Annotated in this window: 15 protein-coding genes; 1 reads left to right on the top strand and 14 read right to left on the bottom strand. The window is 67.0% G+C overall.

Annotated features, from left to right (window positions below; genetic code table 11):
• The 12 genes from A5732_RS17925 to A5732_RS17975 form a co-directional block, all read right to left on the bottom strand.
• On the bottom strand, positions 1 to 267 hold the full coding sequence (locus tag A5732_RS17925) for a HypC/HybG/HupF family hydrogenase formation chaperone (protein ID WP_076051746.1): 267 nt from the start codon (positions 265 to 267) through the stop codon (positions 1 to 3).
• Positions 268 to 270: 3 nt separating this feature from the next.
• Positions 271 to 768 (bottom strand): hydrogenase maturation protease, encoded by a 498-nt coding sequence (locus tag A5732_RS17930; protein WP_076051747.1) that lies wholly within the window; start codon positions 766 to 768, stop codon positions 271 to 273.
• Positions 769 to 785: 17 nt separating this feature from the next.
• Positions 786 to 905 (bottom strand): DUF6893 family small protein, encoded by a 120-nt coding sequence (locus A5732_RS27860; RefSeq protein ID WP_371915785.1) that lies wholly within the window; start codon positions 903 to 905, stop codon positions 786 to 788.
• A complete protein-coding gene (locus A5732_RS17935) occupies positions 893 to 2254 on the bottom strand; it encodes a hypothetical protein (RefSeq protein ID WP_076102903.1) in 1362 nt (453 codons plus the stop codon). The genes A5732_RS27860 and A5732_RS17935 overlap by 13 nt, the downstream gene beginning before the upstream one ends.
• The gene (locus tag A5732_RS17940) at positions 2251 to 2910 is read right to left on the bottom strand and encodes a DUF6084 family protein (protein WP_076102904.1); all 660 of its coding nucleotides are present in this window, start codon (positions 2908 to 2910) and stop codon (positions 2251 to 2253) included. The genes A5732_RS17935 and A5732_RS17940 overlap by 4 nt, the downstream gene beginning before the upstream one ends.
• On the bottom strand, positions 2907 to 3551 hold the full coding sequence (locus tag A5732_RS17945) for a DUF5947 family protein (RefSeq protein WP_076102905.1): 645 nt from the start codon (positions 3549 to 3551) through the stop codon (positions 2907 to 2909). The genes A5732_RS17940 and A5732_RS17945 overlap by 4 nt, the downstream gene beginning before the upstream one ends.
• The gene (locus A5732_RS17950) at positions 3548 to 4480 is read right to left on the bottom strand and encodes a NifU family protein (RefSeq protein ID WP_076102906.1); all 933 of its coding nucleotides are present in this window, start codon (positions 4478 to 4480) and stop codon (positions 3548 to 3550) included. The genes A5732_RS17945 and A5732_RS17950 overlap by 4 nt, the downstream gene beginning before the upstream one ends.
• A 3-nt stretch (positions 4481 to 4483) precedes the next feature.
• The gene (locus tag A5732_RS17955) at positions 4484 to 6283 is read right to left on the bottom strand and encodes a nickel-dependent hydrogenase large subunit (RefSeq protein WP_076051752.1); all 1800 of its coding nucleotides are present in this window, start codon (positions 6281 to 6283) and stop codon (positions 4484 to 4486) included.
• A gap of 104 nt (positions 6284 to 6387) precedes the next feature.
• Entirely contained in the window at positions 6388 to 7443 is a 1056-nt protein-coding gene (locus A5732_RS17960; protein WP_076051753.1) for a hydrogenase expression protein HypE, read from the bottom strand.
• Positions 7444 to 7699: 256 nt separating this feature from the next.
• Positions 7700 to 8479 carry a hydrogenase nickel incorporation protein HypB gene (gene hypB / locus A5732_RS17965; protein WP_076051754.1) on the bottom strand — a complete coding sequence of 260 codons (780 nt, stop codon included), beginning with the start codon at positions 8477 to 8479 and terminating at the stop codon, positions 7700 to 7702.
• 12 nt (positions 8480 to 8491) lie between these two features.
• Positions 8492 to 8827 (bottom strand): hydrogenase maturation nickel metallochaperone HypA, encoded by a 336-nt coding sequence (locus A5732_RS17970; protein WP_076051755.1) that lies wholly within the window; start codon positions 8825 to 8827, stop codon positions 8492 to 8494.
• Positions 8828 to 8929: 102 nt separating this feature from the next.
• Positions 8930 to 10042 (bottom strand): HoxN/HupN/NixA family nickel/cobalt transporter, encoded by a 1113-nt coding sequence (locus tag A5732_RS17975; protein ID WP_076102907.1) that lies wholly within the window; start codon positions 10040 to 10042, stop codon positions 8930 to 8932.
• Between the two features lie 156 nt (positions 10043 to 10198).
• On the opposite strand from A5732_RS17975, the gene A5732_RS17980 reads away from it, so the two are divergent.
• Positions 10199 to 10690 (top strand): Fur family transcriptional regulator, encoded by a 492-nt coding sequence (locus tag A5732_RS17980; protein ID WP_076051757.1) that lies wholly within the window; start codon positions 10199 to 10201, stop codon positions 10688 to 10690.
• A 2-nt stretch (positions 10691 to 10692) separates the two neighbouring features.
• On the opposite strand, the gene mtr is transcribed toward A5732_RS17980, so the two are convergent.
• The gene (gene mtr / locus A5732_RS17985; RefSeq protein ID WP_076102908.1) at positions 10693 to 12072 is read right to left on the bottom strand and encodes a mycothione reductase; all 1380 of its coding nucleotides are present in this window, start codon (positions 12070 to 12072) and stop codon (positions 10693 to 10695) included.
• Between the two features lie 4 nt (positions 12073 to 12076).
• Entirely contained in the window at positions 12077 to 13102 is a 1026-nt protein-coding gene (locus A5732_RS17990; RefSeq protein ID WP_076103031.1) for an alpha/beta hydrolase, read from the bottom strand.
• Position 13103: the final 1 nt, after the last annotated feature.

Consider the following 13103-nt stretch of genomic DNA (forward strand, 5'->3'; position numbering starts at 1 on the left):
TCAGCCGGCCTCCGGACGGGGTGTCAGGTCGGTGCGGCCGCGTCCCATCAACTCCAGGCCGGCCATGGCCTGTTCGGCCCCGGCCTGATCCGTCTTCTCGACGACGAAGCCCATGTGGATGATCACCCAGTCACCCGGCGCGAACGTCTCCTCCGGCAACATGCCGACGTTGACCTTGCGTTGTTCACCGGTGACATCGACGAGGGCGAGCTGGCCCTCGTAACCGTCCAGCATGGCGATGACCTGGCCCGGTATTCCCAAACACATTGTTCAGCACCCCTTTTCGGCCGCCGAGGGCGTGGCGCCGTGCAACGCGGCGACGATCTCCTCCACCGCACGTGCCGCCCGCGGGACGGCCTGTGCGACGGGTTCGGTCAGCCCGATGCCCTCCTGGACGCTGCCCGCCTCGCACCCGACGACCACGGTGTAGGGCGGATGGCCGCCCAGCGCCCGCAGGCTGGCAAAGACCGCGGCGGGATCCATGCTGTGCCCGTCGAGGCCGTCCGTCTCGGGCGACGAATCGTGGTCGGCCTGAAAGACGTGCAACGTGCCGGGATGGCCCTGGCTGGGCACGGCGTCGACCAGCACCAGCGTGTCCCACTCTTCGAGCAGGTCATAGGCCAGGTGCATGCCCCGGATGCCGTAGTCGATGACCTGGACCGTCGGATCGTCCTGGGGCAGTTCGGCGTTGCGGACCACTTCGGAGCCGAACCCGTCGTCGCCCAGGAAGATGTTGCCGATCCCGGCTATAAGGATGCGCGTCGTCATGGTGCTACTCGCGTCGGCTACATCCGCCTCAACTTGAGATAGCGGCGGGCATCCGGCACCGATATCGCGCCGAACACCAGCGCGACCGCGGCCACCAGCGCGACGAGGGCGATGAAGATCCAACCTAGGACTTCCATGGTGAACTCCTTTTGTTTGTGCTGTGCTGCGATTGCAGCGGTTCGACTTCGTCGGGGGAGAAGTACAGGTAGCGGCCGTACCAGTCGTGCAGCTCCGCGGCCGGGTCCTCGTCGACGACGACGCCGACGTGCTTGTTGCCCTCGACGTCCTCGTGCACCGACGTGACGCGGGCGGTCTTGCCGGCGACGAAGATGTCCTGCGCGTCGGCGTTGCGCCGCGGCCGCAATCGGACCTTGCTGCCCCGCGCTATCCGGACCCCGTTCACCAGCACAGCGTCGATCTCGGGTCGGACGGCGTTGTCGGCCAATGGATCCCACCACTCCACGCCGTCGGGGATCTCGGGCACCAGACCGGCGGAGACATTGAGCCCGTGCGGGTCGCGCAGCACGCCGTGCAGTCGTGCCATGGCCTCGGGCGACATGGCGTCGCATTCGTCTATGATTCGCGCGGCCCGCGGGTCGGTCGCCCGGGCCTGCGCCTTCTCGTCGTCGGTCATCGTCATCACGCGCAGGGTGAGGATCTCGTCGATCTCCGTGCAGTCGTACAGGGCGGTGTCGCTCTGTTCGGCGACCTCGGGGTGGTCGTAGAGGATGATCGGTGAGATCAGCAGCATGTCGTCGGTGCCGGGGGGCCCGGCCAGCACCGGGAAGCAGCGGTGTCGCCCGCAGCGGGACACCGCATCGGTCGCGGCCTGCGGCGGCTCGAGCAGCGAGATGAACTGGCCGCCAACCACTTCGGCGATGAGGTGCGTTCCGATCATGGATCGCGCGATCACTGAATCTTTGTCGTCATCTGCGGTTACGGCCGCACCGGTGTTGGTGACCCGCACCGAGACCCGGCGCAGGCCGTCGTCGGGCTCGCTGGTGACGGTCAGCTCGCCCCGTATCTCGTGTCGTTCGCGAACCAGCCTGCCGCCGTCCAGGGTTTCGATGTCGGTTTCCGCGCCGACCGTCAGCGGCAGCGACCAGGGCTGTTCGCCGAACTCCAGGGGGCCGAACGAGATCTCGCATTCCACGGCTTCGTCCCAGGTCAGCCACGACCCGGCCGGGGTGCGGAGTTCGTCGACGGGGATGAAATCGCCGTCGCCGGTGGCCCGTTCGGCCCGCCGGTGCTGCAACTGCAGGAAGCGCACCACCAGCGTCAGCGCCCGGGCGTCGTCGACCAGGAAATCCGCGGATAGGGTGTCGTCTTCGCCCAGGCCGGCCTCGGCCGCGCCGGGCGGACCCAAAACGCCGAATTGCCACCGTGATTGGTTCTTGCTCGACGTCCCCCGATACGGGTAGAGCAGATAGCCCTCGTAAAGCACCGCGTCGGCGACGGCGCGGGCCCGATCCCAGCTCGATGTCATCGCGTCACCTCGTGATCGGTGGTGGCATCCAGCAATGAGGTGACCGCGTGGTCGAAGTCGAGCATTCCGTGCGCCGACTTGTAACCGGCCAGTTCCGTGATGGTCTCGTGGCTGAGCCGAATCCACCCGCTGTTGGGATAGTGCTGTGCGATCAGGTCGCGCCAGACCGAGACCGGCATGGCGTAGTTGTCCTCACAGTCCCACGACACCTGCTGGACCGAGAACCCGCGCTCGGAGTTGACGAAAATCGTTCCGCTGAACAGGAACTGCAGCGGCACCGCCCCGTCGCGCAGCGCGTGCAGGTATTTCGCGGCGGCGACCTCGAAGTCGTAGGTGCAATCCAGCGGCAGGGTCGCGGTCGTGTGACCGGTGAAGCCCGGCACCATTGCGGTGCAGTGCTGCCAGAGGAAGGTGCGTTGGGTGCTGGCCCAGCGTTCGCGGGGGCCGAACAAATCCATCAGCCCGGCCGCTTCCTCGTCGGAGTAGGTACGGCGCAGCGGCTCGATGCGGACCTGGCAGCGCAGGGCGATGGCGTGCACCGGGTCGTCGCCACCGGCGGTGACGCCGACGCGGGCGGTGAGCATCGGGCTGACGGAGTACGGTTCGGCGGTCACGTCGAGAACCTCGAAGCTCACATTCATCGGCGAGGCGTTCATCGCGGTGTCTTAGTGGCGCGGGTGGCGAGCCGGTCGAAGAAGTCGTCGATGAATTCGCGGGCCTGCTGGCCGCCGTCGAATCCGCGCCACACCAGGCGCAGCCGTCCGACGAATTCGTAGCAGGCGTCGATGGGCACCAGATAGGTTTGGGGCTGCGATAACTCGCCGTCCTGGGCGCTGTCGGTGACCCGGACGAGCAGCGCCTCCACGTCGTCGGCCAGCAGGCTCACCCGCGGGTCGGCGCCGCGAATGCTGTCCCAGATCTCCATATTCAGCTCGGATTCGCATGCCCCGGCCGGTCCCGGGTAGAAGGCCACGGTATGGCCGAGGGCGGAGTTGGTGAAGAAGAAGGCGACTCCGACCGGGATCTGCAGCGCCTCCCACACCAGGCGGTCCAGCGCGAAGTCGGGAAACGACAGATACCGGTCCGGCACCGCGCGGTAACGCAGGTCGGCTTCGGTGTCGGTGAACAGCAGATAGCACGCGCGGCAGACGCACATGAGCTGGCGGCCGGCCACATTGACCACGTGCTGGTGTTCGTCGGCGATCGACTCCGCGCACATCTCGCAGCGCTCACCCGCCGGCTCGGGGGCGCGACGGTCGCTCCTGATGCGGCCCAGGACCTCGAACGGGGTGCTCATGCCGGCGCCCCCAACGCGTCGGCCCGCAAGGCCACCGACAGAACGCCGTCGCGGGTCAGCAGCGGCATCGGATCCAGATGCCCGGCCGAACCACCGGTCGCGGCGGCTCCCGCACCGACGACGTCGAAATCCGTGCGGCAACCCGCACACCGCAGCATTCGACCGCGCAGGTGCGAACCCGCCAGCGAGTCGTCACACACCGGGCAGTGATCCCGGTAGGCGAAGGTCTGGTCGCCGACCCGGCAGGCCAGCACCGTCACCCCGCCGATCACGAATCCCGCGACCTCGCCGGGTGTCAACTCGGCCAGCTCGGGCGCCGGGTGCCAGGCGGTCGACCCGTGGCCGTTCGAATGCAGATGCGCCAGCAGCGATTCCGCCGGAATGACGCTCGCCGGAGCGGTCGTCGCCTCGGCCGTCACCACCTCGATCGAGGAGATCTCCGGTGCGGCCGCGCGGACCGCATCCTGCACGGCCAGTTCCAGTGTCACCGCGGACGACGGGCAGCTCTTGCAGCTGCCGGTGAAGGCCAGCCGCACGGTGAACTCTTCCGGGTGCCCGCCCGCAACGACCTCGAGCAGGTCGACGTCACCGCCGTGCGAACCCAGGTAGGGCCGCACCCGATCCAGGGCGTCGGACACCCTGCGGTGTATGTCGTGCGGATGCAGGCCGTGCACCAGGAGCAGGCTGGCCACCAGGTCGTCGGTGGCCAGCCGCTCGACCAGCCCCCCGGCCGGCTCGGGATCGCCGGCCATCCGCATGATCCGCTCCAGCCCGGCGCCGTAGAGCCCGACTACCTCGCGAACCAGTTGCTGCGCACGGTCATACGCGGCGGCTCCACCTGCTGCGCAGGAATCCAGCAGTGTCTGGATCCGATCGCCCGCCTCACGCCACTGCGCGTCGTTCGCGGACTCCGCCGGGCGATCCGCCATGTTTCACTCCCCGGCGGGTGACTGGGTTGGCGTGTGCAGTCTGTCCAGGGACTTGCCCTTCCCCAGGTACATGTGCACGCCACACGGCAGGCACGGGTCGAAGCTGCGCACGGTGCGCATGACGTCGATGCCCTTGAAGTCGTCCCGGCCGTTCTCCTCGAAGATCGGCTGGCCCTGCACCGCGTCCTCGTACGGGCCCGGTGTGCCATAACTGTCGCGCGGGTTGGCATTCCACGGCGTCGGCGGGTACGGGTGATAGTTGGCGATCTTGCCGTCCCGGATCACCATGTGGTGGCTGAGCACACCGCGCACCGCCTCGGTGAAGCCACATCCGATGGCCTCGTCGGGCACCTCGAACTTCTCCCACGTCTTGGTGCGCCCGGCGCGAATCTCCCCGAGCGCCTTCTCGGCGAAGTGCAAAGCGCATGCCGCCGCGTAGGCCTGGAAGTAGGTGCGCGCCCGGTCTCGTTCGAGCGTGTTGCTGCCGTACGTGGGGATCTTCCACTCCAACTCGACCGGTCCCTTCAGGGCCGTCTTGGGCAGGTTGATCTTCACGCTCGAACCGGTCGCCTTGACGTAACCGATGTCGACCAGGCCGGCCAGCGCCGTCGACCACAGCCGGGCCAGCGGGCCGCCGCCGGTGTCCAGCGCCAAGTGGTCCTTGCCGTCGAACCAGCGCGGTGACATCACCCAGCTGTACTTGCCGCCCTCCAGGTCCCGCTTCTCCGGGTGCGGGTTGGTGTGCTGGTTCCACGGGTGGCGCCGGTCGATCGCGTTGCCCAGCGGATCGGTCTCGACGAACATCTCCTGGTCGGTCCAGTCGTCGTAATATGAACTGCCCAAAAGGATTCGGATGCCGAGGTTGATGTCCACCAGCGAGTGGGTGACCAGCTTGCCGTCGACCACCACGCCCGGGGTGACGAACATCGCGTTACCCCAGCGCTCCATGTCCTTGTATTCGAAGTTGCACACCTCGGGATCCTGGAAGGAGCCCCAGCAACCCAGCAGGGTGCGGCGCAGCCCGACCTTCTCGTAACCGGGCAGTGCGGTGTAGAAGAAGTCGAACAGGTCGTCGTGCATCGGCACGACCTTCTTCATGAACTCCACGTAGCGCATCAACCGCGTCATGTAGTCGGTCATCAACTGGACGGTCGCCACGGTGCCGACCCCGCCGGGGTACAGCGTGGAGGGGTGCACGTGGCGTCCCTCCATGAGGCAGAACATCTCTCGCGTCCACCGGCTGACCACGAGCGCCTCGCGGTAGAACTCACCGCTGAACGGGTTGAGCGAGCGCATGATGTCGGCGACCGTCTTGTACCCGTGGGCGTCCGCGTGCGGGGCGGGCGTCTTCTCGGCCAGCGAGAGCACGCTCGGGTTGGTCTCGGAGACCATCTTCTCGCAGAAGTCCACGCCGACCAGGTTCTCCTGGAAGATGTTGTGGTCGAACATGTATTCCGCGGCCTCGCCGAGGTTGACGATCCACTCGCCCAGGTGTGGCGGCTTGACGCCATAGGCCATGTTCTGGGTGTAGCACGAACAGGTGGCGTGGTTGTCGCCGCATATTCCGCAGATGCGGCTGGTGATGAAGTGGGCGTCGCGGGGATCCTTGCCCTTCATGAAGATCGAGTAACCGCGGAAGATCGACGAGGTGCTGTGGCACTCGACGACCTCTCTGTTCTCGAAGTCGATCTTGGTGTAGATGCCCAGGCTGCCCACGATCCTGGTGATGGGGTCCCAGGCCATGTCGACCAATTGGCCCGGCTCCCGCTTCGCATGGGTGGGTTCAGGAATGATGGTTGTCATCGCGCTACTTCTTCCCGCTTTGGCTGCTGTCAGCGTTGGCTGATGCGGCGACGGCTATTCGTCTATGACTGTGCGAGGGGAGCGCGCCGACCAGGTAGGTGGGCCTACCAGGTGCGGCGCGCTCCAGTGGTGAGTTGGTCGCCGTTGTGGCGCCACCGCGGCTCTTTGTCGACGGTGCGTTCCGTGATACCCCGCAGACTGCGAATCACGGCTCCGTACAGACCCGACGCGGTGCTCGAGATCTTGCCGCCCGGCGGCTCGTCCATGAACGGCATGAACTTGTCCGGGAACCCCGGCATCGTGCAGCCGATGCAGATCCCGCCGACGTTGGGGCAACCCCCGACGCCGTTGATCCACCCGCGCTTGGGCACGTTGCATTTGACAACCGGCCCCCAGCAACCAAGCTTCACAATGCATTTCGGCGACCCGTACTCGGTGGCGAAGTCGCCCTGCTCGTAGTAGCCGGCCCGGTCGCAACCCTCGTGCACGGTGTTGCCGAACAGCCACTGCGGGCGCAGCGCGTCGTCGAGCGGGATCATCGGCGCCTGGCCGGTCGCCATGTAGAGCAGGTAGGTCAGCGTCTCCGACAGGTTGTCCGGCTGGATCGGGCAGCCGGGCACGCAGACGATCGGGATGCCCGCCTTGCTCTGCCAGTCCCAGCCGAGGTAGTCCGGCACACCCATCGCCCCCGTCGGGTTGCCGGCCATCGCGTGGATGCCCCCGTAGGTGGCGCAGGTCCCGGCCGCCACGATGGCGGTGGCCTTGGGCGCCAACCGGTCGAGCCACTCGCTGGTGGTCATCGGCTGTCCGGTGGCCGGGTTGTTGCCGAATCCGCACCAGTAGCCCTCGTCCTTGATCTTCTCGTTCGGAATCGATCCCTCGACCACCAGCACGAAGGGTTCCAACTCGCCGCGGTCGGCTTTGAAGAACCACTCCAAGAAGTCGTCTGCCCCGCCGTTCGGGCCGCATTCGAAGTCGATCAGGGGCCAGTGCACGGCGATCTGGGGGAGTCCGGGCAGGGCTCCCAGGGCGATCTCCTCGACGCTGGGCTGGGTGGCAGCAGTCAACGCCACCGAATCACCGTCACAACTGAGGCCCGCGTTAATCCATAGAACATGGATCAATGTTTGTTCTGCCTTGACTGCTGCTTCCGTTGGCATGCTGCAGCTTTCCGGAGCCGGGCTGGGGCTCCTGCGCCGCCGGAGTCGACCGTCGGCCCACTTGCGCAGCGCTAATTTTTGGGTCTACTCCCGCTATCGAGCGTTGTCAACGGTCCGGCATCACTCTCGAGTAAGCACGCGCTGCAAAATACCGAAAAGCTATGGCGCGCTTAGGTGATTCGCCGAGTCCGGCTAACCATCGCGGCGGGGTCATCCTGCGAATGTTTCGCAGGAGCGTGGCCCCTTGGGGCACGATTCAGGCGCCGTCCGCGGCGAAGCGGCGTAGCCAGCCGAACCACGCCGCCATACCGTCGCCGGTGCGCGCGCTGACCGGCAAAATCGTCGCTGCCGCATTGACTTTGCGGACATGGGCGATGTAGGTGTCGACGTCCACGTCGAGGTGGGGCACCAGGTCGATTTTGTTGAGCAGCACCACGTCGACCGACCGGAACATCACCGGATACTTCAGCGGCTTGTCCTCGCCCTCGGTCACCGAATACACCATGGCCTTGGCGTGCTCGCCGACGTCGAACTCGGCCGGGCAGACCAGATTTCCGACGTTCTCGATGATCACCAGGTCCAGCGCGGTGAGGTCGAGGCCGGGCAGTGCGCGGTTGATCATGGGCGCGTCGAGGTGGCATTCGCCGCCAAATCCGTTGCTGGTGTTGAGCAGCGACACCTGGGCGCCGCGACCGCTGAGCTTGGCCGCGTCCAGGTCGGTCGCGATATCGCCCTCGATCACCCCGATCCCCAGCTCGCCGGCGAGTTCGTCCAGCGTTGCCTGCAGGATGGTGGTCTTGCCCGACCCCGGCGAGCTCATCAGGTTCAGGGTGCGCACCCGGTTGGTCTCGAAGGCCGCGCGGTTGGCGTCGGCGAGCAGGTCGTTCTCGGCGAAGATCGCCTCCAGCACGTCGATGCGCTGGCTGCCGGTCCGATAGCGGCTGTGATCGCCGTGGTCGTGATCGTGGTCGTGCGGAACGTGATCGTGGGAGTGGGTGTGCACGGTTCCGTCGTCGTGCTGATGAAATCTACCCATCGCCAACGCCTTTCACGAGACATCCAATGACGTCACCAAGAATTCGTTGCCGTGCAGCACCTCGACGTCGGAGCTGTCGCACCGGGGGCACCAGATCGACCACGGCGAGGTGATCTCGGACTGCCCGCCGCACGCACGGCACCGGACCTCGGCGCCGACGCATTCGAGTTCCAGCTCGGCGTCCGGCATGTCCTCGGCGTCGCGGACCAGCGTCCAGCAGAAGGACAGCGACTCGGGCACCACCTGACGAAGCGCGCCCACCCGCACCCGCACCACGTCGACGTGCCGGCCGTCGGCGTGATCCTTGACCACACCGGCGATCGCTTCGCACAGCGACAGCTCATGCACCGCCGATCACCGCCGATCCGCGAGCTGGGCGCAGGCCGAAAAGCCCATGAGCACTGTTCTACACCCGAACGCCCGTTCGCGGTCAGTCTCGCGCCGCTCGGCTCAGGAGGTCCACTTCTCTTCGATGCGCCCGTAGCGCCAGACGAGCAGGGCCACCGCCCACGTGACGACGAACATGCCGACGACGACGAAGCCGATCGTGTTCAGGTCCAGCCCGCCGATCCAGGCCCAGAACGGGCCGCGCCAACCGAACTGGTCGGCGAATAGGACGAGGAGTTCGATGCTGCCGATCAGCAGCGCGACGGCCACCGACAGGGCGGTGATGGTGAGGTTGTAGTAGATCTTGCGCACCGGGTTGGAAAACGCCCAGCCGTAGGCGAAATTCATGAAAGAGCCGTCGATGGTGTCCAGCAGGCACATGCCGGCGGTGAACAGCACCGGCAGGCACATGACGGCGTACCAGGGCAGCCCGGCGGCGGCGCTCGTTCCCGCCAGCACCAGCAGCGCGATCTCGGTGGCGGTGTCGAAGCCGAGCCCGAACAGCAATCCGACGGGATAGCAGTGCCAGGACTTGGTGATCGACTTGGTGACGCGGCCGAGCAACCGGTTCATCAGTCCGCGGTCGCTCAGGTGCCGCTCCAGTTCGGCCGCGTCGGCGTCGGGATCGTATTCGCCCCGGCGCAGCCGGGCGAAGACCCGCAGGATGCCGACCAGGACGATGATGTTGAGGAGTGCGATCGCGTACAGGAAGACGCCCGAGACGCTGGTGCCGATCAGGCCGGTGTAGTGGTGCAGCGTCGAGGCGTCGTCTTCGACCGGGCCGACGACCGCCTTCACCCCGCACGCCAGCAGCAGCGCCAGCCCGAAGACCACCGTGGAGTGGCCCAGCGAGAAGAAGAAGCCCACGGCCAGCGGGCGCTGCCCGTCGTTCATCAGCTTGCGGGTGGTGTTGTCGATGGCGGCGATGTGGTCGGCGTCGAAGGCATGCCGCATGCCCAGGGTATAGGCAGTCAGCCCGACACCGACACCAAATGCCTTGCCGCCCAAACTGTATTGGGCCGGCGCCACGATGAGGACCATGATGAGCCAGCCGAGCAGGTGCAGCGCGACGATCACCGCCAGCATCGCTGCCAGCCGCCACCATTCCGCCTGCGTCAGGGCGTCTCGAAGCCTGCCCGTCCGTGACGTCCGCCGGTCGATCTCGGTGCTGGCCACTGGGGTCCTTCCGGCGCGTCCTTGCGGTATCGGCTGAGACAACCGGCACGACTGTAAGTACGGCGGCTCGCCAGATGCAAGTGAGTCGCAGGAATTGAGGTGCCTTGATCGCCCCGAAGACTGGCGATCCGGCCGCCTGGGGACGACACTGAACCGGTGGCGCCCAACCCGTCGGTACTGGATGCGTCGGTCACCGAGAGGATCGGCGATCTTCTGCGCGCCCGGGGACTGCGGCGGATGGCTTCGCGAATCCAGGTGCTGGCGGTGCTCGAGCCCGTCAACGGTCACCTGCCGGTCGCCGAGATCGACAGGCGGCTGCGGGAATGCTTGCCGCCCGGCACCCATGCGCCCGACGTGGCGACCGTCTATCGCACGGTGACGACGCTGGTCGATCAGGGGGTGTTGCACGCGTTGACCCTCGACGGCGGCGTGACGACCTACGGTCTGGCCACCGCGCCGCACCATCACGCGGTATGCACGAAGTGCGGCACCATCATCGAGGTGCCCGCCCGCCAGCTGAGTTCGGCGCTCGAACACGCGATGGCGGGCAGCTCGTTCGCGCTGTCGGAGGCGGCCGGACTGACGCTGCACGGCCTGTGCCCGCAGTGTCAGGGGGACAAGCCCGACGCGCGGCCGCGCGGCCGCTGAGGTCAGCGCAGGCCCAGTAGCGCGTTCTCCACCACCTCGGCCAGCGCCGGGTGGATCCAGTACTGCCCGCGGGCCATCTGCGGGGCGGTGAGCCCGAAACTCATCGCCTGGATCAAGGGCTGGATGATCGACGAGGCCTGATGGCCCATGATGTGCGCACCCAGCAGGCGCCCGCTGCCGCGCTCGGCGATGAGTTTCACGATGCCCGTGGTGTCCTCCATCGCCCAGCCGTAGGCGACGTCGCCATAATCCTGAATCTTGGTCGAAATCTTGAAACCCTGTGCGATGGCTTCGTTTTCGGTCAGTCCGACGCTGGCGATCTGCGGATCGGTGAAGACGGCCGACGGCACATAGCGATGGTCGGTGACGGCCATCGCCTCGGTGTCGTCCCAGTCGCAGAGCAGGTTGTGCTGCACCACGCGCGCCTCGTGGTTGGCGACGTGCTTGAGCTGATATCGCGAGGAGACGTCACCGAGGGCGAAAACCCCACGCGCCGTGGTCCGCTGGTACTGGTCGACGGCCACCAGGTCGTCCTCGACGGCGACACCGGCCTGCTCGAGGTCGAGTTGATCGGCGTTGGACACCCGCCCGGTCGCCACCAGCAGCGCGTCGGCGTTGATGGTGTGGCCGTTGTCGAGTTGCACCGCCACGCCCGACCCCTGGTTCTCGGCGCCCACGACATTGCAATGGGTGTGCAGTTCCCACTTGTTCGCTGCGATGCGGGTAAAGCGTTCGCCGACAACGTCGTCGAGATGCCGTAGCAGTGTCGAGCCCCGGACCACCAGGGTGACCCGCGAGCCCAGCCCGGAGAAGATGTGCGCGAATTCGGCCGCCACGAAACCACCCCCGACGATCACCAGATGCTCTGGTAACTCCGGGATTCGCATGATCGTGTCGCTGGTGTGATACCGGGCGCCGCATTCCAGGATCGCCGGGGGCACCACGGCTCGGGCCCCCGCGGCGATCACCACCTGGTCGGCCGAAAACTCGTCGTCCGCATCGGTGCGCAGCAGGTAGCGGCCGTCGGCCTGGACCGGGCCGAATCGGGTGTGCTCCTTGTACACGTCGACATTGGGGGCGGCGTTGCGATAGTCCTCACCGCCGACCCCGATCGGATCGATGCGCCCGAAGACGCGTGAGACGATGTCGTCCCAGCGCACCCGGTCGATGCGCGCGTCGATGCCGTAGCGTGCCGCGCTCCGGATCGAATCGGCGACACCGGCGGCGTAGACGAACATCTTGGTCGGGATGCACCCGACGTTCAGGCAGGTGCCTCCGAAGGTTCCCTGTTCGCAGATCGCCACCCGCTTCTCGTCGAAGCGGTCGTCGAGAATGCTGTTGCCCGAACCGGTTCCGATGATCGCGATGTCGTAAGTCTCCAAGCCGTCACCCCTCTCGCAGCGATGCCGAGGCATCATCGTCGGCGCGCAGGTAGCCATCCAGCCAGAGATCCAGTTCCCGATACGCGACTTCGCGCGGCCCCGGCAGCGATAAGAACACGTCGTGCTTGGCGTCGGCCACCGGAACCACGGCGGTGCGGTTGCCGATGCAGCCGGCCCACCGGGCGATCTGGGTGACATCGAGAACCGCGTCGCCGCACTGCATGGATGCGGACTCGGCGCTTTCGTGCACGCTGTGATCCGATCGCAGAATCAGATTCGGCACCCCGACGTCGAGACCGCGATGCAGCCGGGCCTGGCCGCGGCGGATGGCGTGCAGCCAGCCGAAGGTGATGGGGAAGCCGCCGACGGGTTTCCACTGCAGGTTGTAGTCGAATTCGCCGTCATAGTCGCGGTGCAGGGTGGTGCCGTAGCCGCCCTCACCCGGCGACCGGGCCACGCCCTTGGACCGCACGCGGGACAGGCCGGCGATCAGCGCCACGGTCACCGAATGCCGCAGGATGGGCGGGCCGGGCAGCTCCAGGAACGGGCTGTTGAGCACCAGGCCGCCGACGCGGGCGTGCGCGGCCGGGTCTCGCCGGCGCAACCGGTCCAGCCATAGCGACACGATGAGCCCGCCCGCGGAATGCGCGTACAGCAGCACCTTGCCGCGTTCCGCGATGCCGGCCAGCGCCTGGTCGAGTTCGGCCTCGTAGTTGGTGAGGTCGGTGATGAAGTGCGGCGTCTGGCCGTCGCGCCGCGACCGGCCGCACTTATGGAGGTCCAGCGCGTAGAAGGTGAAGCCGCGGGCCGCGAAACGATCGGCCAGCTCGGTGTGGAAGAAATAGTCGGTGTAGCCGTGCACCGCCAGCACCGCGGGCCCGGTGGGCGCCGTGTCGCGGCCCGTCTGGTGCGGTTCGGGTCCGCGCCGTATCAGCGTCGCCACGATGTCGCCCTCACCGGCGGGATCGGACCCGAGCGCGATGGTGCGCTGGTGATAACCGGGGAGGACGTCGGGCGCCCAGCCGGTCACG

Source organism: Mycobacterium colombiense (assembly GCF_001953985.1).
Taxonomy (GTDB): domain Bacteria; phylum Actinomycetota; class Actinomycetes; order Mycobacteriales; family Mycobacteriaceae; genus Mycobacterium; species Mycobacterium colombiense_B.